Source organism: Myroides sp. C6-3, from assembly GCF_050522425.1.
GTDB lineage: Bacteria > Bacteroidota > Bacteroidia > Flavobacteriales > Flavobacteriaceae > Flavobacterium.
In genome coordinates this window covers 36655-61342 of record NZ_JBMVQP010000008.1, presented here as the reverse complement: position 1 = coordinate 61342, position 24688 = coordinate 36655, and the positions used below count along the sequence as shown (strand labels likewise).

At 35.9% G+C, this 24688-nt stretch carries 23 protein-coding genes; 5 read left to right on the top strand and 18 right to left on the bottom strand.

The genetic code is table 11. The features are described from left to right. Nucleotides 1-84: 84 nt before the first annotated feature. The gene (locus ACPDG9_RS05200) at nt 85-1017 is read right to left on the bottom strand and encodes a peptidylprolyl isomerase (protein WP_430526700.1); all 933 of its coding nucleotides are present in this window, start codon (nt 1015-1017) and stop codon (nt 85-87) included. Nucleotides 1018-1030: 13 nt separating this feature from the next. Then, on the bottom strand, nt 1031-2200 hold the full coding sequence (locus tag ACPDG9_RS05195) for an MFS transporter (protein ID WP_430526699.1): 1170 nt from the start codon (nt 2198-2200) through the stop codon (nt 1031-1033). A 503-nt stretch (nt 2201-2703) separates the two neighbouring features. Between ACPDG9_RS05195 and ACPDG9_RS05190 the strand changes: the two genes are divergently transcribed. After that, on the top strand, nt 2704-2961 hold the full coding sequence (locus ACPDG9_RS05190; RefSeq protein WP_430526698.1) for a hypothetical protein: 258 nt from the start codon (nt 2704-2706) through the stop codon (nt 2959-2961). Nucleotides 2962-3030: 69 nt separating this feature from the next. On the opposite strand, the gene ACPDG9_RS05185 is transcribed toward ACPDG9_RS05190, so the two are convergent. The 10 genes from ACPDG9_RS05185 to ACPDG9_RS05140 form a co-directional block, all read right to left on the bottom strand. Further along, complete coding sequence (locus ACPDG9_RS05185; protein ID WP_430526697.1) at nt 3031-3756, bottom strand: hypothetical protein; 726 nt, start codon at nt 3754-3756, stop codon at nt 3031-3033. Nucleotides 3757-3770: 14 nt separating this feature from the next. Next, nucleotides 3771-4001, bottom strand: coding sequence for a hypothetical protein (locus tag ACPDG9_RS05180; RefSeq protein ID WP_430526696.1), 231 nt, complete (start codon nt 3999-4001; stop codon nt 3771-3773). A 243-nt stretch (nt 4002-4244) separates the two neighbouring features. After that, a complete protein-coding gene (locus ACPDG9_RS05175) occupies nt 4245-4811 on the bottom strand; it encodes a hypothetical protein (RefSeq protein ID WP_430526695.1) in 567 nt (188 codons plus the stop codon). An 11-nt stretch (nt 4812-4822) separates the two neighbouring features. Continuing rightward, the gene (locus ACPDG9_RS05170) at nt 4823-5029 is read right to left on the bottom strand and encodes a hypothetical protein (protein WP_430526694.1); all 207 of its coding nucleotides are present in this window, start codon (nt 5027-5029) and stop codon (nt 4823-4825) included. A gap of 157 nt (nt 5030-5186) precedes the next feature. After that, nucleotides 5187-5408 (bottom strand): hypothetical protein, encoded by a 222-nt coding sequence (locus ACPDG9_RS05165; RefSeq protein ID WP_430526693.1) that lies wholly within the window; start codon nt 5406-5408, stop codon nt 5187-5189. Between the two features lie 170 nt (nt 5409-5578). After that, nucleotides 5579-6244 (bottom strand): hypothetical protein, encoded by a 666-nt coding sequence (locus tag ACPDG9_RS05160; protein WP_430526692.1) that lies wholly within the window; start codon nt 6242-6244, stop codon nt 5579-5581. Next, nucleotides 6232-6573 (bottom strand): hypothetical protein, encoded by a 342-nt coding sequence (locus tag ACPDG9_RS05155; RefSeq protein WP_430526691.1) that lies wholly within the window; start codon nt 6571-6573, stop codon nt 6232-6234. The genes ACPDG9_RS05160 and ACPDG9_RS05155 overlap by 13 nt, the downstream gene beginning before the upstream one ends. 35 nt (nt 6574-6608) lie before the next feature. Then, the gene (locus ACPDG9_RS05150; protein WP_430526690.1) at nt 6609-6857 is read right to left on the bottom strand and encodes a hypothetical protein; all 249 of its coding nucleotides are present in this window, start codon (nt 6855-6857) and stop codon (nt 6609-6611) included. A 185-nt stretch (nt 6858-7042) separates the two neighbouring features. Then, a complete protein-coding gene (locus ACPDG9_RS05145) occupies nt 7043-7636 on the bottom strand; it encodes a hypothetical protein (protein WP_430526689.1) in 594 nt (197 codons plus the stop codon). A 338-nt stretch (nt 7637-7974) separates the two neighbouring features. Then, nucleotides 7975-8256 carry a hypothetical protein gene (locus ACPDG9_RS05140; protein ID WP_430526688.1) on the bottom strand — a complete coding sequence of 94 codons (282 nt, stop codon included), beginning with the start codon at nt 8254-8256 and terminating at the stop codon, nt 7975-7977. 254 nt (nt 8257-8510) lie between these two features. Between ACPDG9_RS05140 and trmD the strand changes: the two genes are divergently transcribed. Then, nucleotides 8511-9194 carry a tRNA (guanosine(37)-N1)-methyltransferase TrmD gene (gene trmD / locus ACPDG9_RS05135; RefSeq protein ID WP_430526687.1) on the top strand — a complete coding sequence of 228 codons (684 nt, stop codon included), beginning with the start codon at nt 8511-8513 and terminating at the stop codon, nt 9192-9194. A gap of 68 nt (nt 9195-9262) precedes the next feature. Here the strand turns inward: trmD and ACPDG9_RS05130 are convergent, their stop codons facing one another. Together ACPDG9_RS05130 and ACPDG9_RS05125 are read right to left on the bottom strand one after the other, a co-directional pair. Beyond that, nucleotides 9263-10582, bottom strand: a complete 1320-nt coding sequence (locus ACPDG9_RS05130) for a hypothetical protein (RefSeq protein ID WP_430526686.1) — start codon at nt 10580-10582, stop codon at nt 9263-9265. 13 nt (nt 10583-10595) lie between these two features. Further along, nucleotides 10596-13076, bottom strand: a complete 2481-nt coding sequence (locus ACPDG9_RS05125; RefSeq protein WP_430526685.1) for a TonB-dependent receptor — start codon at nt 13074-13076, stop codon at nt 10596-10598. A 159-nt stretch (nt 13077-13235) separates the two neighbouring features. Here ACPDG9_RS05125 and ACPDG9_RS05120 point away from each other — a divergent pair, with 159 nt between their 5' ends. Beyond that, nucleotides 13236-14294, top strand: a complete 1059-nt coding sequence (locus ACPDG9_RS05120; RefSeq protein WP_430526684.1) for a helix-turn-helix domain-containing protein — start codon at nt 13236-13238, stop codon at nt 14292-14294. Nucleotides 14295-14434: 140 nt separating this feature from the next. After that, complete coding sequence (gene rplS, locus ACPDG9_RS05115; protein WP_182627285.1) at nt 14435-14785, top strand: 50S ribosomal protein L19; 351 nt, start codon at nt 14435-14437, stop codon at nt 14783-14785. A 115-nt stretch (nt 14786-14900) separates the two neighbouring features. On the opposite strand, the gene ACPDG9_RS05110 is transcribed toward rplS, so the two are convergent. After that, nucleotides 14901-18557: a M1 family aminopeptidase gene (locus tag ACPDG9_RS05110; protein WP_430526683.1), complete on the bottom strand. Its 3657-nt coding sequence runs from the start codon at nt 18555-18557 to the stop codon at nt 14901-14903. Nucleotides 18558-18560: 3 nt separating this feature from the next. Next, the gene (locus tag ACPDG9_RS05105) at nt 18561-19433 is read right to left on the bottom strand and encodes an ABC transporter ATP-binding protein (protein WP_430526682.1); all 873 of its coding nucleotides are present in this window, start codon (nt 19431-19433) and stop codon (nt 18561-18563) included. Nucleotides 19434-19627: 194 nt separating this feature from the next. Between ACPDG9_RS05105 and ACPDG9_RS05100 the strand changes: the two genes are divergently transcribed. Next, complete coding sequence (locus ACPDG9_RS05100) at nt 19628-21154, top strand: SulP family inorganic anion transporter (protein WP_430526681.1); 1527 nt, start codon at nt 19628-19630, stop codon at nt 21152-21154. A 323-nt stretch (nt 21155-21477) separates the two neighbouring features. Here ACPDG9_RS05100 and ACPDG9_RS05095 read toward each other — a convergent pair whose 3' ends face one another. Together ACPDG9_RS05095 and ACPDG9_RS05090 are read right to left on the bottom strand one after the other, a co-directional pair. Continuing rightward, the gene (locus tag ACPDG9_RS05095) at nt 21478-22512 is read right to left on the bottom strand and encodes a PLP-dependent cysteine synthase family protein (RefSeq protein WP_430526680.1); all 1035 of its coding nucleotides are present in this window, start codon (nt 22510-22512) and stop codon (nt 21478-21480) included. Between the two features lie 69 nt (nt 22513-22581). Continuing rightward, entirely contained in the window at nt 22582-24642 is a 2061-nt protein-coding gene (locus tag ACPDG9_RS05090) for a S9 family peptidase (RefSeq protein ID WP_430526679.1), read from the bottom strand. Nucleotides 24643-24688 lie beyond the last annotated feature (46 nt).

Below are 24688 nucleotides of genomic sequence, written 5' to 3'. Positions count from 1 at the left end.
CAGTTTTTTAACCAATTAGAAAAAGTCAAGATGAGTTCGATAAAAAACTCCCAAACTTAAACAAGATTGGGAGCATTTTTTATATTACTTTACGTCCATTAATTCAACATCGAACACTAGAATTGCATTGGGAGGAATAACCCCTCCTGCGCCTCTTTCTCCGTATCCTAAATACGATGGAATAACAAAGCGCGCTTTATCACCAACTCTCAATAAGGCGATTCCCTCGTCCCATCCTTCGATTACGTGTCCCATACCTAATGGAAACTCGATTGGTTTTTTGCGTTTGTATGAGTTATCGAACTCCGTTCCATTGTCTAATGCTCCTTTATAGTGAACCGCAACTGTTTTTCCTTTTTCTGCTTTTGCTCCCGATCCGTTTACGATCATTTGGTAACGCAATCCGCTTTCTGTACGCTCAAAACCAGCAGCTACTTTTTCTAAAGCTTCCTCTGCGGCTGCTTTTTGTTCTGCCACGCGCTTCTCTCTTGCTCCTTCAAACATTCTAAACGCTTCTACTGCATTCCATTTTTGTGCTTCTTCTCCTACTCGAACGATCTCCAATGATTCGATTACGTCATCTTGTCCAATCGCATCTACGATATCTTGTCCCTTGATTACGCGTCCAAACACGGTGTGTTTTCCGTCTAACCAAGGAGTTGCTACGTGCGTGATAAAGAATTGAGATCCGTTTGTTCCAGGACCAGCATTAGCCATTGACAATACACCAGGACCGTCGTGTTTCAAACTTGCGTCAAACTCGTCGTCAAATGTGTACCCCGGACCCCCTGATCCAATACCTTGAGGACATCCTCCTTGAATCATAAAATCAGGTATAACTCGATGAAATTTTAATCCATCATAATAAGGTTTTCCTTGTGGACGTGCTGAATTTTCTAATTTCCCTTCTGCTAAAGCAACAAAGTTACCTACTGTTCCGGGTGTTTTATCTTCAGTTAGTTTAACTAAAATCTCGCCTTTTGACGTATTAAATTTTGCGTAAATACCGTTTTCCATTCTTCTTATATTATTAATTTTTAGTACTTCTTTTTCTTTGAGCGCGCAGGTAAATCAAGAATGACAAAAAGGCCAAAACCATGCCACCGATACACACGCCTACCCAGCCAAAATATTTCCACAAATATAAACCAAAAGCCGAGCCAAACGCAGTTCCGAGGAAACTAAATGACATATAGACAGTATTTAGTCGGTTCCGTGCTTCGGGTAGTAAGGAGTAGATTCGCGTTTGATTGGATACATGTATGGTCTGTAAGCCCAAATCAATAAGGACAATTCCGATGATTATCCCAACAATAGAGCTGGCAGAAAGGGCAAAAACAACAAAGCTGAAGAATGTCATGCCTATCCCATAGAGAATTAATTTCTGCGCTCCCCCTGCTCCGCCAATTTTCCCGACTAAAGGTGCAGCGAAAGCACCACAAGCGCCAATCAATCCAAAGGATCCAATCAACGCGCTGTCATAACCAAAGGGTTGATTGTGCAACAACAAGACCATCGTAGTCCAAAATGCTCCAAATTGAGCAAATGCCAAGCTGGTAATCCAAGTTGCCTCGCGCAACACTGCTTGTTCTTTAATTAGCTTAAATAAAGAGCCGTATAAACTAGCAATAGATCCTTGATAGGTAGGTTTATTAATGGGTAGACGAAATTGAATCATCACCACCAATAAGACACAAATGGCCGTTGCAATCCAAAACATACCACGCCATCCCAACCACATACCGACAAATCCACTCAAGGTACGGGAGAATAAAATTCCGATGAGCAATCCACTAACCACCGTGCCGATCACTTTTCCTCTCTGCTCTTCGTCTGCCAAACTTGCCGCCATAGGCAAGACTAACTGCGGAACAATAGACGTAGCTCCGAGAACAAAACTCACCACCTGCAACCAAAAGAAGTTATTCACACTGGCTGTTAGTGCTAAGGCAATAATCGCAAAGCTAGTTGTCCAGGTGATTTGCTTTTTTCGCTCTAGCCTATCGCCCAATGGAATCATTAAAAACATTCCGATGGCATAACCTGCTTGGGTTAAATAGGTTAATGTACCTGCTTCTGCTTCTGAAACGCGAAACTCTTCTGCAATAAGGGGAATTAAGGGCTGACAATAGTATAAATTGGCTACAATTAACCCCGTAACTGCTGCCATAAACCCTACATTTGCTTTAGATAAACTCATCTGGCAAAGGTAAAAAATCTCTAGTATTCGAAGTGTATACGCTTAGAATTTCTACAGTAAATTAATGATATTGTTGGTTGTTCGGTGAGAGGGTGAGGCGATGAGTTGGTGAGTTGCCCGATGACGCGGATTTAACGAAAGAAGGTATTCCCTCACCTCCCAAAACTATAAAAAAAAACAAAAATCTTTAATCTCGTTTACATTACAAAGAACACACTGATTCTGATGTATGTAGATGATCTTTTGGAATAATATGTGTGGTATCGACTGTAATCCTAAATCAAAGTATTGTGATCTTGAAAAAATATTTTACCGTATGGTAAGGTGATAGTATTGGAAACAACTGTAACGCTTACTTTGAGCGTAGGACACCTAAGTCATACGGATTTTAAAGAAGATTTTCCCGTATGATATGGTGACAGTATTGGAAACAACTGTAAACGCCGTTGTAAGCGTTAGGACACCTAAATTATACGGGTTATATACCCTAAGATTACAACACTATGCGTACAAAACCCCAACCGCGTATCCCTACAGCAAATGATTGGCACAACTTAGCCCTTTTAGAAACGCTGTATGAACTCCATGAAAACTTTAGTTCTCATGCGCAAAGTATTAACGAACTCTTCTACTTCTATGTCCAAAACTGTACAGAAACAGGAGAGGACTTCTCCTTAAACCACACAGATGTTTATCGCGTACTCGAAGTAGTTACCATCCTACAACAATTGCGAGATCCAATACAAGAAAAGTTAGAATAGGTTAGCATTTTAATGAGAAAAGCAGTAGGGAATTCTCTCTACTGCTTTTGTTTGTTATAGGTTAACCCTTTATTCTTTTTCAATTTCTAAAAAAGCTTTCCCATAATAGGGCTCTTTCATAAATTCCTTCATCTTCTCAGAAATTTTAAGCGGCACAATATTACTTTCTATCTTTTTTGTATACAATTGATATCCATCATCTTCTAGATTTTTTCTACCATAAAACTCATTTCCTTTTCTTAACTGCTCCATTTTCTCTTTTTCAACTTGATAGCTTAGTTGGAAATTAGCAAATAAATTATCTGTACTCTGATAGTATAAAGAACAAGAATAAATATCCTTCTTAATAAATTGTATAGCTACTTTTATTCTTACTGAAGTATTAGATTCCATTATCAAGATATCAACATTCTTAAAATTCTCCTCTTCCTTCATCGTTCTGAAACTAAATAAACTTTGTTTAACATCCATACAATCTGTGATACCTGTTCCTCTATAATTTCCGTGTTCCATACTGCTATCATACCATACCTCATTCAGTGAAAAATCTCCTCTTCTTTTATCATAGTAACTATTAAAACCAAGATGCCGATCCATTGAGGTGTCTAAAGGGAGATAATAATCTGTATCACTATGGTTAAAAAACTCAATCGTAACCAAACTATTATTTTCAATAGAGTCTTTTAAAATAGTTAAGGATATATCTCCCTGAGTAGTATTCTGACCATAGAAAGATATTGATATAAAAAACAATAATAAGTAATAGTGTTTTCTTTTGAAATAAGAAATTTTCATCTTTATATTATAATTTAAAATTGCCAATTATTACTATTAACTTTGTTAAGATGATTTAAATAAACGGGATTTGATTCTATATAAATATCTCCCAAACTCATCTGCAATTGATACGCTTTCACCTCAGACATATGCACCACATGATTCAGCCCACTAACAATCAACCCTTGTCGCATGCCATACCAAAAGTCACCACCGGCAATGGTAGAAGAAATACCTCCGGATAATCCACCACCTGCAATCATGGCTGCTTGGGATGAAGTGCTAAGTTACTCCAAATAGATGGTTAGACTTGTATCCAGAAGAGTTATTCAACAAAATTACGAGAAGAAAAAGAACTAATCTCCAAATCCTACTGCTGTTTTAAAATAGCTTAAACGAGAAAAGCAGTAGGGAATGCTCTCTACTGCTTTTGTTATAAATATCATTTTTCAAATGAATTCTATCAGCTACTCCCTTCAAAAGTCTATTGTTTTGAAACCACTAATCTAACGTTCTAACAAACCACTGCTAAATACTTCACTTTGAATAATTTTAAGATTAAATTTTCTTTTCTTTATTTGATAATTAAATATCTCATAAGGATATGAATGATAATAATAGACAATATAATCAGCATAAAAATTCTCTTCTACTTTTATATCTTTAATGTTACATAAATCATTTACTAACAGAATTAATTCACTGTTTTCTCCAGCTTCATCTGTGAATTTTTCTAAAAAATAAATCGTTTTTCTTTTAAAGACACTTGCCTGATTCAACATAACATCTTCGCTATAAAACAAATTTTCTTTATTCTGTTTACTTATACTGTCCAAACCATCCAAATAGTTATAGTAATCAACTATCAAGTGATCAATAACCTTGTGTTTCTCATTTAAAGATAAACTAGGATTAGTCTTTTTTTTAGTTATTACAGTATTTAATGTAGCAATATTATTATCCAATTCTTCTCCTAACACAAGATATGCGTATGCTATATTTAAATCATACTTATCCTTACAAGATATAAAGAGTAAGGACAGAACAATAATTATTTTACTAAAGTATTTCATGTTTTTTTATTTTATTCTTCTTTTTTCATTACAACATAAACTGGATAGCTTCTTGAAGAATTAGCTTCTCTGTATTTATAAAAAATCGTATCATTGCTTTGTCGAGTCATTGTCATCTTAGCTTTGTCATTCGCGAAAACTGGAGGTATAGCGTTTAGATACTGAAACAACTTTAACCAACCTTTGACAATTGCTCCACCACCTCCCATATTAGACATATCCTTAGCCTCAATTATCTTATGTACTCCTTTTATATCATTTCCGCTTGAAGCAAGTCCACCTCCTGATCCTAGTATAATATATCCTCCTAGTTTATTAATTTGGTTATATAATTTCTTACCTTCTCTTTTAAAATGATTGTAACCTGACTTTTCTTTATTTTTTTTCCCAATCAGAAGCTAATTTATCCAACGAAAAATCTTTATTTTCCCTTTCATTATTTTTCTCTTTCGGTTTATCTTGTTCTAAACCATCCAACCCCATATGCATCGCATGATTCAGTCCACTAACAATCAATCCTTGTCGCATGCCATGCCAAAAATCACCACCGGCAATGGTAGAAGAAATACCTCCGGATAATCCTCCGCCAGCAATCATGGTTGCTTGGGTTGAAACGCTAAGTTACTCCAAATAGATGGTTTAGACTTGTATCCAGAAGAGTTATTAAACAAAATTACGAGAAGAAAAAGAACTAATCTCCAAATCCTACTGCTGTTTTAAAATAGCTTAAACGAGAAAAGCAGTAGAAACCTATTTCTATTGCTTTTTTAGTATTTTAATTCACTCAATCTATCCTCGTCAATATGCAAAAGCACTTGATTCGATTCTATTTTCTTCAAATAGGGAATATATCCTTTTTTCTTGAGTTGTTTTAAAACCTTTTTATCTATAAACTTATTCATCCATTCACGATTCAATTGATAGCTCAAATTCAAATTATAGGCATTATCACTAACATTATACTGATAAAAATTATCCGCATCTTCAATCCATCGCAATTTGAATGGGATTTTAATTTCTCTTTCTTCTCCTTTCTTGAGTAGAATAAAATCCTCTTCCTTTTTATTTACTAACCACGTCTTCCATGCATCAAGCTTACCAAAACCTCCTCCACATATTGAAGTTCCTTCACCTATAAAAGGAATTTGTTCATTTGTATTTAAATCTCTTACTATAATTTTGGGAACAAATACAGTTACTCGTTCAAAATCTTCCATCAACATTTCATAAGACAATAGGGATACATCCCAAGGGAGAAAAATTGATTGGTCAGTTTGATTGCTAATTCTTACATCAAGCACATCTCCATCTTCAACTTTTGAATTTAATACCTCTACTCTAACTCCATTTTGTCCATATGCAAACTGAAAAAATAAAGAAAAAAAAACTAATTGAATTGCTTTTTTCACTACACCGCTTATTAATAGTTCCATTTGTTTTCTTTTGCTATGTTTATATTTTTAGTGTGTTCTTGTACATTATAAAGAAATCCTCCCTTATTAAAATCATATGCAAAGATTTCACTAATTGTTTTTGCTCCATCGAGCCCATACTTATTTGCCCATATTTGATACATTCCAGAAAAATAATGAGTCATATGTACTAATTCATGTCCCATAGTACTTGCAAGTGAATAGTAAGATAAGAAAACATTTTTAGATAATGAGATTACATTTTTTGAAGTAATAGTATACTTACCATTCATTTCTTTATAACTATAATGCGATTTTCCATTAACTGGCCTTCCTTTATCATCTATCAATTGATCTTGTATTGAATAATTAGGATTTCTTGCTTCTATAGATAGGTTTGAAAAACTTTTTCAGCGAATTCTTTAGTCCATTCATCTGAAGGTAATTTTTCAAAATCAGTAAATGGATCTAAGCCTGCTTCTTTTAATGCTTTTTCCACTTTATCTACTTCTAAAACCATATGCATCACATGATTCAGCCCACTAACAATCAATCCTTGTCGCATGCCATGCCAAAAGTCACCACCAGCAATGGTAGAAGAAATACCTCCGGATAATCCGCCACCTGCAATCATGGTTGCTTGGGATGAAGTGCTAAGTTACTCCAAATAGATGGTTAGACTTGTATCCAGAAGAGTTATTCAACAAAATTACGAGAAGAAAAAGAACTAATCTCCAAATCCTACTACTGTTTTAAAATAGCTTAAACGAGAAAAGCAGTAGGGAATGCTCTCTACTGCTTTTTATATCATATTAATTTTTAATCGTAACTCATACTAATGATATTCCTCATATGATTAGGCACTTTTGTATATACGGCTTTTGTTTTATTTGTTACTTCTAATTCAACCATTTCATCTCTAATACGAACAACCAATTTCATTTGAGGTAACTCTTTTTTTAATTTTTCAATTCTTTCCTTGGTATTATACGCATCGAAATTTTGTAAAAACAAAAAGAGCTCACTCTTTTCATCCATCAATTCAGTAGTGCATTCCACGGTAAAAACTTGTCCATCATACATATCGTGTATCGACAAAAATTGCTGAGAAGTTTTATACTTTTCATTTCTATAGGCCAACTGTATATCAATATCCAATTGCTCCTCTAAATTTATCTTTTGATTTCCTCTTACAATTGAGTCTAAAGGTTTCAGAGTAAAAACAACCGTATTAAAAATAGTATTTCCCTTTTCAAGGTATCTAAAATCAACCTCGTCTATATATTCCAATTTATTTGAATCTATAAAATCTAGAGCAATAGGATATACCTTAAAGTCTTCCTTACAACTGATCAAAGTAAATAATACTAGGATCAATATAATAGATTTATCAAAATGTATTAATACTTTCATATCCCTGTATGTTTAATTTATATTCTTTAGTAGTATTTTGCCATGATGGTAATGACCGTTGATATTGAATTGCTCTTAATTCGGTTTAGCCACCAGAAAATCCCTGTATATTTCTAAATCCGCTATTATGTAATGACTTATACTGAAGATTATCTAGATAATGCTTATATTCATGTCCTATAGAATTAATCATATTAAATTTGTTGTTCAATAAAGGACTAAATTTACCCGCAACTAAATAAAATCTTCCTATAGATTCTAATTGTCTTCCTAAGAAACCAGTGCTTTTCAATCTTACACTCATAAGTGCTTTCCCTAATTTGGCATGAGCCGCAGATTCATAACTTGAAAAATCCCCCCCCTTTTAATTCAAAATTTCCTCCCTCATAATATGATGATAAGGCATAATCTTTTGAGTAATACTGGACAATACTTTCTGCAGCAGCCATATTATTGGTAAAATCATATTCTGAAAGATTAAAGATAGAACCGTTTGATTCAATGTAAATACCATCACTACTTTCGTCTATCAAAGTTGCTCTATTATTTTCAATTTTCCACAAATCATCAACCATATGCATCACATGATTCAGCCCACTAACAATCAACCCTTGTCGCATGCCTTGCCAAAAGTCCCCACCAGCAATGGTAGAAGAAATACCTCCAAAAAACCACCCCCTGCAATCATGGCTGCTTGGGATGAAGTGCTAAGTTACTCCAAATAGATGGTTTAGACTTGATTCCAAATGCGTTATTAAACGCAAGTAAGAGAAAAAACTATTTTTTTGAATCCTTCCTCTATTTATTATGTACTAAAGTAGTTCTGTTGCACAGTACACATTTCGATTGTACCTTTGTGCAAATTTTTTTAAAGATGCGTATAGATATTATTTCCGTAATTCCCGAATTAATCGAAAGTCCTTTCCAAGCTTCAATCTTAAAACGAGCGATTAGCAAAGGGTTAGTTGAAGTGCATTTTCACAATTTACGCGATTACAGTACCAACAAGCACAAGAATGTCGATGACTACCAATTTGGAGGTGGTGCGGGTATGGTGATGAGTATCGAACCTATCGATCGATGCATCAGCGCATTGAAGGAAGAACGCGAATACGATGAGATCATCTATATGTCACCCGATGGGGAAACGCTGAATCAAACGATGGCGAACGCTATGTCGCTCTTAAAAAACATCATTATTTTGTGTGGCCATTATAAAGGAGTGGATCAACGTGTACGGGATCACTTTATTACCAAAGAAATTTCTATTGGCGATTACGTATTGTCAGGGGGAGAATTAGGAGCTGCGATCTTATGTGATGCGCTTATTCGCTTAATTCCTGGTGTATTAAACGATGAAACCTCTGCCTTAACGGATAGTTTCCAAGATAATTTGCTTGCGCCGCCTATTTACACGAGACCTTCTGAATACAAAGGATGGAAAGTTCCCGATGTTTTGTTGAGTGGTAACTTTGCCGCTATTGACAAATGGAGAGAAGATATGGCGTTTGAGCACACCAAGAACAGAAGACCCGATCTTTTAGAAGAGAAAAAATAAAAAAAGTCAACACAGTAATCTTTTCAGATTATGTGTTGACTTTTACTATAAACAACAATTTATTCTTTTTAATACACGCCAATGTAATATTGATCTACACCAGAAGTAATAATTGCTCCTTGTGTTCCTTTTGAGGATGTAGATGCTATATCATAAATATAAATATTACCTTTTCCTGAAACCGGCGCTAAAGCAATATAAAATTTACCATCACGTACAGCAGCAGTTTGGTATTGTGTCAACCATAAATTTTCAGGTACCTCCAAATCCACAGCTGTATTAGCGTTTAAATCGATACGGGCTAATCCCCATGCATGAGTAGTCGTTGGTTTTCCATCTTTATCAACCCCCATTTCAATTTCTGCCTCGTCCATTTTCTCATACGGCATATAACCAATTCCATTTCCTACGTAAAACCATCCATTACTCGATACCTTTTTACCTCCTAGCGCTTGACCTAAATCAAAAGTATTGGCTTTGTTATACTGTCCATTTACAATTCTTGCAATATACGTTTTGTCCTTGCCATTGACTAATTGCAACACCTCATTGCGTTCATTAGCATAAGCCGCAGGTGTACGATAACCGTTAGTTGAACCTACCACGTGATCTGTAGCAATCACTTCTGCTTTACTTAAGTCATTTCTATCCACCACTAATGTAAAGGTTTGGTCTACTGGTTTTGTTTTTCCAGTAGATGGATCAAATAAAGCGATTCTAGTTCCGTAATACAACTTGTTATCTACTAAAACTGGCGCATCAATTCTATTAATAAAATACCCCATTCTGGTCAACTCGGCATCCAACTGTACGTTAATTTCCTTTTTAGATCCAGGTAGAAAAGACCATTGTTCTAAATCAATTAACGCAATACTAGCCGTAATTCTATGACCTAAATATTCTCCTGATCCATCAGCTCCAGCAAATTGAGGTTTTGCTTCCGCATGGTGAATAGAACCCAATTTCTCATTGATTTTTGTAAATCTTCCTCTTGATGTTCCGATTACAGGTGATGAATCAATATTGCCAATTTCCTTATAATCCTGTCCTCCAAGGTGCTCATACTTACGCAAATCACCGACTGTATAATTCAAATTATACACATACTTTCCATCTTTAGAAACGAAGATACGCGAGGTTCTAGAAGAAGGCATTTGGAATCCTGAATTACTAAAACTCACCTCACCTTCATTTAAATCAGCTACTCCTTGTAAATAGGTGGCAGATTGCGAACCAGAACCACTAGCATAAGCCAATTGAAATTGTTTTTTTGAATCATTATCACCTCCTGAAGGATTCGGACTTACAGAATCATCAGAAGAACAACCTACAGCAAACAAGGTGAATGATGCTACTAAAAAAGAGGTTTTAAAAAATTGAATTTTCATTTTACTTTATAAATTAAAAAATTGAATATGTTACTTTACCATAAAACGCACGACCTGGCTTTTGTAATCCAAAATTGTCGTAAATGCGCTGATTAAAAATATTTTTCGCATCTAAACTAATGCTCATCTTACCACCTGGTACTTGATAGGATAATCCAATATCATGTGGGGATTGAGTAGGGATTTCATCTAGATTTTTCCCTCCCACATTAGACCAGTTACGCAAAAATTTCTCAACGTAATACACATTGTAATTCACGCCTAACTTATCTCCTTTAGCTAGCACATGTTGAAAAGCATAACTTACATTAACATTATACTTAAAAGAGGGTTCATTTCGTATTTGAGTCTTATAATAATTATACACTGCACCGTCTTTATTGTATTTTTTGTTAAACAACACATCAAACTTGGAGACGGACAGACTTAGATTAAGTCTTTCTTGATAGGAATAGTTTACTTCTACGTCAACACCTCTACTCAATACATCATCTAGGTTTTCATATTGTGTAAACACCCCTCTCGAATCCAATGCTTCTCGAATCATTCCTTTCACATCGCGGTGGAAAAAAGTAGCGTTTAAACTGATTCCATGGTCACGGAAGTAAAAGACTCCAGAATTAAATCCAAGATTAAAATTCGTACTTTCCTCAGGGTTCAATCCAAAAGAAGGTAAAAGATTGTCCGAATTACTCCCAAATAATTCCGTCTCCGCTGGAAGTCGAATTGCTTTTTCTGCAGATCCTAAAAGATAAAATTGTTCAAATAAACGATAAGACATACTCACCCCATATCCATTAAAACTCGTGTTCTTTGTTATTCGATTTACTTTATACAAATCTCCAACCAAAGGTTTTTGTTCGTCTTTATACGGTTCATTAGAAGTTGCCTTTTGATGATACATTTTATAGAACAAGGTAGTACGCAGTTTTTGATTAAAGGCTCGATTCTCATAGCTAAAAGACACAATATCTTTTTCTAGATCACGTGTATTAACCAATTTTTGAAGTGATATGGGTTGTAACTCATCACTAATATCACGTTTGAAATTATTGTAAAAATAATTGACACTTACGGTATTGTTTTCTATGAATTCATAAGCGACGTTTGCGCGTAAAGCCAGTATTTTATCTCTATTTTTTTCCAGCGTTTTTTGAGAAGCTACCTCTGCCCCTGTATTATATTGAGCTATATTACCTTCAGCATCTCTAATTGGCTTTCCACTCCAGTCATACATTGTTCCGACTGTATCGATTACTTGTCGAGTCAAATCACTGTACGAAGCATCTATTTTTACTTCTAACCCATTAATACCCAAATCTTTTTTGGCATACGTAAGAGTGGAGATATAGGAATCTCTTTTAGCATGACGATTTCCATATACTTTCTCCATTGTACTTCCATGTTGAATTTCTTTTGTATATCCTGAGATTACTCCGCCAATTAGAAATTTATCAGCCCATTTAACCTCCGTAAAACCAAAGTCTACCTTACCTCCATATGATTTATAAGCATCATGAAAGCGCTTTGCACCATTCTTCGGATTCGTGACTTTAGCATTTTCGTCTACAATTCGAACATGTTTACCATAAACACGATAATCGTTATCACTATAATTAAAAAACCCATTGGCATTCATGGTGAAACCATTATCCTTACGAAAACTTCCATTAACATTATATTGATGCGTATTAAAAGAACCGTACGATCCACTTAGATTTAAAGAATTTTTTACTTTTTGTTTTAGGACTACGTTAATAGCACCACCTAGCGCATCTTGAGATAAATAAATAGGTACAACTCCTTTATAGACCTCAATTCTATCAATCAATGCGGGAGGAATACTATTCAATGAAAAGGAGCTTCCGTAATTTTCTGCGGGAATCCCATCAATAAATACTTTAACTGAGCGTCCTGAAAGTCCATTGATATTGTAATTCACCCGAGATCCTAACCCTCCATCTTGCCGAATTTTTACTCCAGCCGTTCGATCTAATATTTCATTAGTCTGTATAGATTGAATAGCTAAATGTGCTGGATCAATTACATTAACGGCGTATCCACTGGTTTCTATCCTTCTTTTTTCATTTTGAACTGTAATTACCATCTCGTCTAAATTAGTTCCTGCCGAAGATTCAGCAGTTAAAATAAAATAGTCTTGACGGGATCTATAGTGAATGTCAACCCCCATGCTTTTAATTTCCATTGAACTTACTTCCAATTGATACTTACCAAAAGCAATTTCAGAGAATTTAAATTCCCCATATTCATTCGTTAGAACTTGTCTATTGAGTTCTTTTAACAACACAATTGCATACGAAATGGGCTGTTTTTTTTCATTTATAATTACACCCGTCAATGTATTCTCGTTTGCCAACACATTACCTAGTCCAAAATGAAGGAAAAAAAACAAACAGTAGAAAATAATGGATTTTGATTTTTTTTTATTTTCATCTCTATGCACTAGCAGAAAAGAAAAATTTTTGAGTTTCATACTTTTTTTTTGTGGAAAGCTTAGCTAAAGTTCAAGACTAAGCCTCTGTTTATAAATTTTACTCAAAGGTAACTGTCCCCTTTTGGAGAATACCTTTCAAATGGGGATTATCATATTCAAAAAAAGGATTATTTTTACTTTGTCTAAATAACAATTACTATGCGCTTAACCACAACGATTAAGAATGTGAACTTTATATTAACCGATGTTGAATTCTCCAATGCCGATAAAAAACAGACAAGAGAAGAGGAAAAAACTTTAGTATTTTCAGATGATCGTTATGGCACGATTCAAAATATATGTTCTATTGTAGCTACATTCTTTGTAAACTACTATATAAGCTGCACGAAAGAAATGCTCGATCTTGAATTTACAACTAACCAAGATGGTGTACAGCTTTTATTCATTCTAGATGATACTTTCACCTACAATCATCACTTGTTGCGCTTGGTTCCAAAAGGCACTAGAAACTATCAGCTACCTCCATCCAGTTTTCCTATTCGTTATTTATCCATTTATATCCCCATACAGCATTACAATAAGATTTTGAAAGGATTGGCTATAGAATACAACTCTCCACCCTTAAAATCTATTGATACACTGGATAATCTTTTAACAACCAGTCAATATATTCGACCTGAGATGTTGGATATTATACACATCATTACCCAATGTAAAAGAAAGGGATGCTTTCGAAAGTTTTACTTGCAAAACAAAATTGAAGAATTACTTTTTTTACAACTTGAGCAATCAACAGATGATATCCGAGTAGAAAATAGGGTACCAGATGAAGACAAAGCGAAGATGCACCAGGCAAAAAAAATAATAACACAAAACTTGTGTAAACCTTATACTCTAAGGGAATTAGCCAAACAAATAGGCACCAACGAGTTTAAGTTAAAAAAATACTTCAAGCAACTATATGGTTTTACCGTTTATGCATATATAACTCAATTAAAAATGACACAGGCAAAACAACTCCTCTTAGAGGGTGAACTCTCCATTACTTCAATCGCCGAAAAACTAGGCTATAAAACACAGAATCATTTTAGTACAGCATTTAAAAAACACTTTGGTTATTCCCCGAGCGAGGTAAAAAACAAAAATAACTCAACAATTATGAGTACGATAATCACTTTATTATCAGTACTTTCATCTTATATAAATACGATAAAAGACGATACAATATTAGGTTCAGATGTTGGTTTATTTCTATAGTAACAAACATTACTCCAATTATTTAGCCTAAAAAATTAGGTTTATTTTATTGAAAATACATATATTTGCACTCGCTTTAAACTAACCTCTGGCGAGGTCCGTGTATGTTGGTTTAAATTAATTAATTATTTTTTTCAGAAATGGCAGATTTAATGAAATTCGTTCAAGACGAATTAGTTGCAAAAAAAGACTTCCCAGCATTTAAAGCTGGAGACACTATTACAGTGTACTACGAAATTAAAGAGGGTGACAAAAAAAGAACTCAGTTCTTTAAAGGAGTAGTGATCCAAAGAAGAGGTACAGGTGCTACTGAGACTTTTACTATCCGTAAAATGTCTGGTAACGTTGGTGTAGAGCGTATCTTCCCAATCAACATGCCTGCTTTAGAAAAAATTGAATTAAATCAAAGAGGTAAAGTTCGTAGAGCTCGTATTTTCTACTTCAGAGAACTTACTGGTAAAAAAGCAAAAATCAAAGAAAGAAGAGGATAATCTTAATTCTGAGACGAATAAAAAAAGGAAAGCAAATTGCTTTCCTTTTTTTTATTGCTGTCATCCACACCTTATCTTATACAAAACAAAAAAAGGATCCTTTCGGATCCTTTTCTTATATTGTTTTTCTATTGTCATACGAACGGGTGTCAATTAACTTGTTGTATGGATCAATCCCTACTTCTGTTGGTTTTTCATCTACAATAATAGTAAACTCATTTTCAATAGCAGTAACCTTTACTTTTTGTAAATACAATACTTTTTCTTTGCTCTTTGCCTCTTTCGCTTTAGCAAAAACACCTACCTCAACGTAATCCGCCAAAGGAAGTGATTCTATTTTTAGCTTTTTATCCCCTGTAAAGACCAATGGTGTTTCTCCGTGGTCCGCATAGCTCTTCTCGCCTTTATCTCCTGCTCTATACTTGCTTACATACGCTTTTATCTTCACCTCATACGTTCCATCTGGCAATTCTTTTATGGTTGCTTGATCTACATAATTATCATAGAGCGTAATGGTTTCAAACATATCTTTCACCATATACTGTAGTGAATCTGGTGTTGCACGTTTGATATCTTGTACAAGTTCTGTTGATATCGTATAAGGAGCTTCTTGAAAAGCTACTTTCTTAACGTAATCCTTCAACACGCCATTTAAAACAGTATCCCCCAAGTAATCACTCATCGTATAGAATACTAGAGATCCTTTGTTGTAGTGGATGTACTGTTGATTTTCATTGTACATCAATGGTTTCTCTTTCTTGCTCTCTCTTGATCGTCCGCTTAAATAACCATCTAAGGCTTCTTTCAAGAAACGCTGCATCTGCCCTTTGCCATATTCTTTTTCCAATACTTTCAATGAACTGTACTCGGATAAACTTTCGGATAACATCGTCGCTCCTTGTACGTTTGCACCGATCACTTGATGCGCCCACCACTGATGGGCTACTTCATGTGCTGTTACGGAAAAAGGATAATCTACAGCATGCTCATCGGTATCATCTACTTTAGCGACAAATCCAATCGTTTCTGAAAACGGAATGGTGTTGGCAAAAGACTGAGCAAAGGTTCCCATCGTTAAGGGAAACTCAATGATACGCACTTGTTTGTGTTGGTACGGACTAAAAGCATTGGAATAATAATCCAACGATTTTTTAACTCCGCTCACCATGCGATCAATGTTGTATTCATGTCCTTTGTGGTAGTAAATCTCAATATTGATATCGTTCCACTTATCGCGTTTTACTTCATAGCGCGCTGAATTAAACGCATAGAAGTTCAACATCTTCTGATCCATTTTATAGTGGAAATAACGGCGATTGCCTTCTGTCCATTCTTTTTGTAGATACCCCGGTGCGATGGCCATTTGATCTGCTGTTGTACTTACTGTGGTTTCAAAGTGAATCCAATCTGCATCACTGCTGATATACGTATTCTGTAAAGCACGTTGATCTGTTTGTGCTGCCATGCGCTCTTTCGGAGCTAGATCGTATTTTTTTCGAATCTCATCGTCGTTGATTTCTCCGCGATCGGTATAGCCTAATCCTGGAAAGAAACTGTTGTTTAAGAACGTTCCATTGTTTAACACTGGTGATTCTGAACGAATCCACGTATTGCGCTTGTTTTCTACGACAAACTCCAACGTTCTTGTTTCACCAGCTTGCATCGGTGTATCAAAACGATAGAAGCTAACCCCTTGGATGGAATCTGTAGCTAAAAATGTTCCTCCTTCAAGGACAATTGTATTCTTTAAACTCGGGTAATACGAAACATATAAGCTATCTAAGGCTTGATGGGTTTTATTTTCAAGTACATACGTTCCCCTTGCTTGGAAGTTATTCTGTTCTGGGTATAAATCGACATCTACCTTTACATCAACAATGCGGGGTTGTGCCATTCCTTCGTATTTTTTGTATGTCTTTTCATAAGCTACTTGTAAAAGTTCCGAGTCTTTTGACGAGTGAAATACGTTCAATACTGTATTCTCGTAATACAAATAACCTCCTACACTTACAAAAGCAGCAAAACAAAGAATAGTTGGCACAACAACAATCGCTTTAGCTCGTTTCTTCGCATGGTAAAAGCGCTCTTTGAATCCACTAAACACACCTCTTCTCCAAAATAACAAGGTCAATCCGCTAATTCCAGCAACAAACAACAACCAGTATAAAGAGAAGATGATAAATTTACCGAATTGTGCATTCGATCCAAAACTGTTCATATCAGAATACGATGGAGCAGGAATCGAATTGAAGAAGAAAATCGGTTGTTCGATTCCAATTTTACCAATTGCGGGCCATCCGATTTGAAGGACAAGCAAAGCAAAAAAACCGATGATATAATTCTTAAAAAAGGTTTGTACGGCAAGTGCCATCAACGCCCAAATAATAAACTCAATCCAACCATATCCCAATAAACTTTGCAGGTACAATCCCAATTCAAAGTCATAGTAACCGTTGTACACTTGAATCGCAATACTCGTCGCAATAATAACAAGGAACAACACCAGTTGTAAACTTAATAAAGCAAAAAACTTAGAGGTAAACAGTACCCAATTTGGCACCGGTGTAGAATCTACGAGTAAATTCATTCGCGTATTTTCTCCGCGATGCACCAAAAGTCCCGCTGCTAAGAAGGTAATCATCAGGATAAAGAAAGAGAACGTAGCACCAGGAATCATCAGCATTTGTCTGGTCAATGGATAAGTCGATGTTCCGTACATTTGCATAGCGAAACTGGCTACTAAAATCATAAACAGTACACCTACTCCTACTAAAATCCAAAACACACGATTGCGCGCTAAGAATTTAAAGTCGACTTTTGCAAAGGCAAATACATTGCTCCAATTGGTTTTGATTGAGTAATTATACTGAACTTTAGGCAATTCAATTTTAAAGATTCCCCCAAAGTTATTTTTCACCAAGCGTTCACCATCTCTTTTTCTCTTCCAAGAGAACGTAGCAGGTTGTTGTGAAAACTTAAACACACAACCCAAGATCACTAAAAACAAGGCTGAAATCCCCAACCACAACAAGCGATTGATGATGTAAAACTTTTCTAGAGGGAGATTGTTGACATTTGTTTCTTCAATACTCCAATACTGCATATAGTAATGTAAGGCTTGTCCACCAGAAGGATCTAATAACGCAGCAATTTCTCTATAGTCCACATTAGCTGCCACACTATTGATCATGCCCTGTAAGATCATAATAATGATAATGGTAATAAATCCAGCATAAATACTACGGGTAAGTGTTACCACAGTAAAGATGATCGCTCCCATAAACAACATATTGGGAATCAAATTAAAGAGGTACACTTGGATATAATTCCACCATAAATTAGGACCTAGTAATTCAGGATTGGCCCAAGGCACTAAAGTGGCCAAATACGCACCAATTCCCATCATAATGCTGATTAACAAGGTAATCAAAAAGGAGCTCGTAAATTTACCTAGTAGGTATTGCCATTTTGAAAAGGGATAGGAATATAAAATATGGTGTACATTATACTGATAATCTCTGTAAATTGCCATTCCTATAATAGAAGGAAACAGAAAATACAACAGGGTATTGAACGCATCTAATAGCGTATTGATTACCGCAGCAGAATTCATTTGCAACAGCGAAGCAGACGTATTCTTAACGGAGTCAAATACTCCAATAGTAGACATCATCGAAAGCAAACTGATCGCGAAAAAAATGGCTAAGTACAAGTAAAACACCCAGCTCTTAAACCAGCGTTTAAGTTCAAAAGAAAAAATGGTTTTAAACATGATTTAGTTGTTTTTTAGTGCTACAAAATAAACATCCTCCAAGGTTGGCTTCGACAACTCAAAACCTTCACCCGCTAGGGAGTCTTCTGCATATACGCGAAGTTTCAATCGATTTTCTTGGTTGTATTTTCCAGAAAGTATATTCAATTGGCTGTATTGATCAACCTCTTCTCTATTGATTTCTTTCATCCAAACACGTCCTGTTAGTTTTTGTTCTGCTTCTTTTGGCGTACTGCGTTCTAACAAATGACCTCCGTTTAAAATAGCCATTTCATGGCATAATTCATTGACATCATCCACGATATGCGTAGAGAAAATCACAATATTATTAGTTCCTATTTCGCGTAGTACATTCAAGAATCGATGGCGTTCAGCAGGATCTAATCCCGCTGTTGGTTCATCGACAATAATTAACTTCGGGTCGTTTAACAACAATTGCGCAATACCAAAGCGCTGTTTCATCCCTCCAGAATATCCACTCACACTTTTTTGTCTTACCTCATATAAATTAGTTACTTCCAAAACGCGATTTACAATTTCGCGTCGTTCCGTAGCTTTAGAAATCCCCTTTAAACGAGCGAAATAATCCAATAAATCTACAGCAGACATATTGGGATATACCCCAAAGTCTTGCGGCAAATACCCCAAAACTTTTCTAAACTCATTTTGTTGCTCTAAAATATTGATATCCCCAAAATGGATACGACCAGTATCTGGCTTCTGCAATGTAGCTATTGTTCGCATTAAAGTAGATTTCCCTGCTCCATTTGGTCCTAATAAACCAAACATCCCCGGTCCAATTTCTATCGATAAATCATCCAATGCCTTTACCCCATTTTTATAGGTCTTACTTAAATTTTCAATAACTAGTTTCATACTTCTACTTTTTTGGTTTACTCTATAAGTATCCCCTTTCTCCTTTTTGTTACATAAAGAGCTATAATTATCAACTACAGTATTAAAACATTCAACTTTTCGCTTACACTTCTTCACTTTTATTCATAATCTGCTTTCAGATTTCGCACTTACATCATTTAAAACTTTACTTTTGCTTCGAATTAACGCGTATTATGTCACAGTCTTATTTTTCGTTTAAAATACCGAAGGAAGTCAACCTGAAAAATGAAATCCTCGCGGGGTTAACCGTTGCGATGACCATGATTCCCGAGTCTTTATCATTTGCTATTCTGGCTGGATTAACTCCCTTAACAGGCTTATATGCTGCTTTTTTAATGGGAATTATCACCGCTATTTTCGGAGGTAGACCCGGTATGGTTTCTGGAGGAGCTGGAGCAACGGTTGTTGTTCTCATCGCTTTGGCAGCATTACATGGTGTCGAATACTTATTTGCAGCGGTTGTACTAGCGGGAATTATTCAGTTTATTGTAGGGGTTTGTAAGCTGGGACGTTTCGTTCGACTCATTCCTCAGCCTGTGATGTACGGTTTTCTAAACGGCTTAGCGGTCATTATCTTCATGGCACAAGTTGCGCAATTCAAAACCTCAACGGCAGCTTCAGCTCCTTGGTTAACAGGCAAACCACTGTATCTCATGCTAGGTTTAACTGCTGTTACGGTTGGCATTGTGTGGCTTTTCCCTAAATGGACCAAAAAAGTACCCGCCTCCTTGGTAGCCATTATTGCAATTACGCTAGTTGTATTTACACTTCAAATAGACACCAAAAAAGTACTTGATATCGCTGAAGTAAGTGGAACTTTTCCTCGCTTCCACCTTCCTGTTGTTCCCTTCACTTGGGAAACACTCCAAATTATTTTCCCCTTTTCTCTCGTTATGGCAGGTGTAGGATTAATTGAATCTCTACTCACATTAAATATCGTAGATGAAATTACCGATACCAAAGGCAATAGCAACAGAGAAGCTATGGCACAAGGAGGTGCTAATATTGTCAATGGTTTCTTTGGTGGCATGGGAGGATGTGCCATGATTGCACAAACATTAGTCAATCTAAACGCAGGAGCTAGAACGAGAATTGCAGCAAGCATTGGCGCGTTGACTGTTCTTTTGATTATTCTTGTCGGTGGTCCCATTATCGAACAAATTCCCATGGCTGCTCTTGTGGGTGTTATGATGGTGGTGGCTATCACTACCTTTGAATGGGTATCTTTCCGGTTGATTACCAAAATGCCCAAAGCAGATATTTTTACCTTATTCCTCGTTACGGCAATTATTATTTTTAGCCACAACTTAGCCCTAGCGGTTTTAGTGGGGGTGATTGTATCCGCTCTAATTTTTGCTTGGGACAACGCCAAGCGCATACGAGCAAGAAAATCCTGGGATGAGCAAGGAAATAAAATATATAATATTTATGGTCCTCTCTTCTTTGGAAGTACTACTTCCTTTGCAGAAAAATTTTTCCCTTTAGAAGATCCTGACAAAATAATTATCGATTTTAAAGAATCACACCTTGCAGATATGTCTGCACTTGAAATACTTCGAAAGGTAATCACAAAGTACCAAGAACAGAATAAAAAAGTGGCATTGCGCAATCTTCGAGCCGATAGCCTTCGCTTAATTCACAACAGCACTTTTTTTCAAGACATTGAAATTGAGCAAACTACAGAAGAAGCTATGGCTTAAAATTCCCTTTCCCGTCTTTTATTTTGAATAAACGTGAGTTTTAATAAATGTAAAAAGAATAATTCCCCATAAAGAGAACAAACAAAAGAATAACATACCTATTTAACGATAAATTGTAATGAAAACTCAATTTGTTTCTATTTTTTACCTACATTTGTTGATCTCTTATCATAAAAGATAGCATTAATAATAAGTACTATTCATTCATTGAAAAATAAAAAAGGAGTCCAAACACAGTTTAGACGAATACTTCTTCTTTCTGATAACCCCTTAATCTGAAAGCGAAAAAGGCTGTTTATTTAGACAGCCTTTTTTATTTTTCTTTATTTAATGTAGTTAATTTCATTTTTAGGTTCACTTTCATCGAGAAAACCTTGCTGACGCATCCAATCATCACTATATATTTTACTCATATAACGCGATCCATGATCTGGAAACAACATCACGACTACGCTATTTTCATCAAACACACCCTGTGCGGCATATAATCGAGTTGCCTGCAAGACCGCTCCAGAGGTATAGCCTAAGAATAGGCCTTCCGTACGGGCTAATTCTCTTGCAACTAAAGCTGCATCTTTATCTGTTACTTTGACGAATTGATCAATCACTGTGAAATCAGTTGCGGAAGGAATTAAGTTTTTCCCTAAACCTTCTATTTTATAAGGAGCGATTTCGTTTGGGTCTAATTCGCCTGTTTCGTGGTATTTTTTCAATACAGATCCGTAAGCGTCCACCCCTAAGATTTGGATATTCGGATTTTTCTCTTTGAGATAACGAGCCGTACCGGAGATTGTTCCACCTGTACCTGAACAACAAACGAAATGTGTAATTTGTCCTTTTGTCTGTTCCCAAATTTCGGGTCCTGTTGACAAATAATGCGCTTCTGTATTCAGTTCATTAAAATACTGATTGATGTAGATTGACCCAGGTGTTTCTTTTTGTACGCGTTTTGCCACTTCGTAATAAGATCTCGGATCATCAGCAGCCACATTAGCCGGACAAACATATACTTTTGCCCCCATTGCTCTCAACATATCAATTTTATCTGGCGATGATTTATCACTAACCGAAAGGATACACTTGTACCCTTTGATTGCGCTAATCATAGCAATACTAAATCCCGTATTTCCTGAGGTTGTTTCAACAATTGTTCCTCCTGGTTTTAGGATTCCCTTTTTCTCTGCTGTTTCAATAATGTGTAAAGCAATTCTATCTTTAGCAGAATGCCCTGCATTAAAGGCTTCAACCTTTCCGTAAAAATGCCCTGCCAAAGAAGCAGTAACTTTATCTAATTTCACTAAGGGTGTCTGACCTACTAAAGAAATTACATTGTCAAACGCTTGGATTTCTTCTTTCATTTTTCAATTTATTTTTACTGTGTTTAGAACAGCAAGCCTACTAAACAAAGGTATTAATTAATCTGTTTATTACTGAGAAATGCCTTGTAAATCTAACATAAAAGCAAACTCTTTCGCTACTTCTTTCAACGATTCAAAACGACCAGAAGCACCTCCGTGTCCGGTATCCATATTGATATCAAAATACAACTGTTTGTTGTTGGTTTTCATTTCTCTTAATTTGGCTACCCATTTTGCAGGTTCCCAATACTGTACTTGCGAATCGTGTAATCCTGTTGAGATATACATATTGGGATACGCTTGTGCGCGGACGTTGTCATAGGGGGAATACGACAACATATAGTCGTAATATTCTTTTTCATTTGGATTCCCCCATTCGTCATATTCTCCTGTTGTAAGTGGGATACTGTCATCTAGCATTGTTGTTACTACATCGACAAAAGGCACTTGTGCAATCACACCTTGGTATAGGTCTGGACGCTCATTGGCAATCACTCCCATCAACATCCCTCCTGCGGACCCACCTTCTGCAAAAAGATGTTCTTTAGAGGTATATGCTTGTTCAATGACGTGTTCTGAACAAGCGATAAAATCATTGAATGTATTTTTCTTTACTAATAGCTTTCCATCTTCATACCAATCACGTCCCATATCTTCACCTCCACGAACATGTGCAATGGCATAGACAAAACCGCGATCTAACAAACTCAAACGCGTTGTTGAAAAGTAAGGTTCCATCGTTATACCGTAAGATCCGTAAGCGTACAACAAAAATGGATTTTTACCATTGCGCTCCATCCCTTTTCTATAAATCATAGAAATAGGCACTTTCACACCGTCTTTTGCGGTAGCCCAAATACGCTCCTCTACATAGTTATTCTTGTCAAAATCACCCAATACTTCTTGTTCTTTTAAGATCTCTTTTTCTTGGGTACGCATATTGAAGTCAATTACAGAAGAAGGTGTAGTCAACGATTGATAGACAAATCTAAACTTCTCTGTTTCGAAATCGGCGTTAATCTGCGCTTGTGCATTATAGGTTTCACTTTCAAAGGGCAAATAATACGCTGCTTCTCCTGCTTTCCAAGGTTGAATTTTGATCTGAGGTAATCCATTTGATCGCTCAGAAATTACTAAGTAATCTTTAAAAATATCCACTCCTTCTAACAATACATCCTCTCGATGCGGAATCAGTTCTTCCCAATCTTTACTTGCGGTTTGAGTTTCTGAACAAGACATCAATTTAAAATTGTCTGCCTCATCCTTATTGGTCAAAATGTAAAAGCGATCTCCATAATGTGAAATGCCATATTCTACTCCTCTTGTTCTCTTTTGAAAGATTCGAAACTCCCCTGTTGGATTGTTTGCTTCTAGGATGCGATATTCACTAGTCAAGGTACTCTCGCTTCCAATAACTAAGTATTTTCTCGATTTTTCTTTATAAATAAACGTATCAAACGTATCATCTTCTTCGTGGTAAATCAATACATCATCCGCTACAGAAGTTCCAATAACGTGTTTATAGATTTTATCCGAACGCAAGGTAACAGTATCTTTACGCGAATAGAATAACGTTTTATTGTCACTTGCCCAAGTTGAAGCCCCCGTCGTGTTGCGAATCGCTAAATCTAAAATTTCTCCTGTTTGAAGGTTTTTTACGTAAAGTGTATATTCTCTGCGCGAAACGGTATCTACCCCATACGCCACCCATTGATTGTCTTCCGAAACTGTAATCCCCCTCAAGTGAAAATAAGCATAAGAAGCAGCCATCTCGTTGCAATCGAACATAATTTCTTCTGTAGCTTCTAAACTGTCTTTTTTACGGGAGTGAATAGGATAATCCTTTCCTTGCTCAAACCGTGTGATATAATAATATCCATTGTAAAAATAAGGAACAGAAGCGTCGTCTTCTTTGATTCTGCTTTTCATTTCTACAAATAAGTGATCCTGTAATTCACGTGTATGTTGCGTAGAGGCTTGGTAATATGTTTTTTCTGCTTCTAAATAGGCTAGCACCTCTTTATCTTCTCTGTCATTTAACCAAAAATAATGATCTAGGCGGGTGTGGTTGTGCGCGGTTAATTCATGCGCTATCTTTTTTGCTCTTGGAGCTTGAATAGATTCGTTCATCTTTTTAATTTAAAATACAAAAATACAAGTTTTTAATGGGCTTACC

What these genes read in the sequence shown, in the direction of transcription:
- ACPDG9_RS05200 (WP_430526700.1), bottom strand. Translation starts at nt 1,017, where the DNA reads ATGGAAAACGGTATTTACGCAAAATTTAATACGTCAAAAGGCGAGATT.
- ACPDG9_RS05195 (WP_430526699.1), bottom strand. Translation starts at nt 2,200, where the DNA reads ATGAGTTTATCTAAAGCAAATGTAGGGTTTATGGCAGCAGTTACGGGG.
- ACPDG9_RS05190 (WP_430526698.1), top strand. Translation starts at nt 2,704, where the DNA reads ATGCGTACAAAACCCCAACCGCGTATCCCTACAGCAAATGATTGGCAC.
- ACPDG9_RS05185 (WP_430526697.1), bottom strand. Translation starts at nt 3,756, where the DNA reads ATGAAAATTTCTTATTTCAAAAGAAAACACTATTACTTATTATTGTTT.
- ACPDG9_RS05180 (WP_430526696.1), bottom strand. Translation starts at nt 4,001, where the DNA reads ATGATTGCAGGTGGTGGATTATCCGGAGGTATTTCTTCTACCATTGCC.
- ACPDG9_RS05175 (WP_430526695.1), bottom strand. Translation starts at nt 4,811, where the DNA reads ATGAAATACTTTAGTAAAATAATTATTGTTCTGTCCTTACTCTTTATA.
- ACPDG9_RS05170 (WP_430526694.1), bottom strand. Translation starts at nt 5,029, where the DNA reads ATGTCTAATATGGGAGGTGGTGGAGCAATTGTCAAAGGTTGGTTAAAG.
- ACPDG9_RS05165 (WP_430526693.1), bottom strand. Translation starts at nt 5,408, where the DNA reads ATGATTGCTGGCGGAGGATTATCCGGAGGTATTTCTTCTACCATTGCC.
- ACPDG9_RS05160 (WP_430526692.1), bottom strand. Translation starts at nt 6,244, where the DNA reads ATGGAACTATTAATAAGCGGTGTAGTGAAAAAAGCAATTCAATTAGTT.
- ACPDG9_RS05150 (WP_430526690.1), bottom strand. Translation starts at nt 6,857, where the DNA reads ATGATTGCAGGTGGCGGATTATCCGGAGGTATTTCTTCTACCATTGCT.
- ACPDG9_RS05145 (WP_430526689.1), bottom strand. Translation starts at nt 7,636, where the DNA reads ATGAAAGTATTAATACATTTTGATAAATCTATTATATTGATCCTAGTA.
- ACPDG9_RS05140 (WP_430526688.1), bottom strand. Translation starts at nt 8,256, where the DNA reads ATGCGACAAGGGTTGATTGTTAGTGGGCTGAATCATGTGATGCATATG.
- trmD (WP_430526687.1), top strand. Translation starts at nt 8,511, where the DNA reads ATGCGTATAGATATTATTTCCGTAATTCCCGAATTAATCGAAAGTCCT.
- ACPDG9_RS05130 (WP_430526686.1), bottom strand. Translation starts at nt 10,582, where the DNA reads ATGAAAATTCAATTTTTTAAAACCTCTTTTTTAGTAGCATCATTCACC.
- ACPDG9_RS05125 (WP_430526685.1), bottom strand. Translation starts at nt 13,076, where the DNA reads ATGAAACTCAAAAATTTTTCTTTTCTGCTAGTGCATAGAGATGAAAAT.
- ACPDG9_RS05120 (WP_430526684.1), top strand. Translation starts at nt 13,236, where the DNA reads ATGCGCTTAACCACAACGATTAAGAATGTGAACTTTATATTAACCGAT.
- rplS (WP_182627285.1), top strand. Translation starts at nt 14,435, where the DNA reads ATGGCAGATTTAATGAAATTCGTTCAAGACGAATTAGTTGCAAAAAAA.
- ACPDG9_RS05110 (WP_430526683.1), bottom strand. Translation starts at nt 18,557, where the DNA reads ATGTTTAAAACCATTTTTTCTTTTGAACTTAAACGCTGGTTTAAGAGC.
- ACPDG9_RS05105 (WP_430526682.1), bottom strand. Translation starts at nt 19,433, where the DNA reads ATGAAACTAGTTATTGAAAATTTAAGTAAGACCTATAAAAATGGGGTA.
- ACPDG9_RS05100 (WP_430526681.1), top strand. Translation starts at nt 19,628, where the DNA reads ATGTCACAGTCTTATTTTTCGTTTAAAATACCGAAGGAAGTCAACCTG.
- ACPDG9_RS05095 (WP_430526680.1), bottom strand. Translation starts at nt 22,512, where the DNA reads ATGAAAGAAGAAATCCAAGCGTTTGACAATGTAATTTCTTTAGTAGGT.
- ACPDG9_RS05090 (WP_430526679.1), bottom strand. Translation starts at nt 24,642, where the DNA reads ATGAACGAATCTATTCAAGCTCCAAGAGCAAAAAAGATAGCGCATGAA.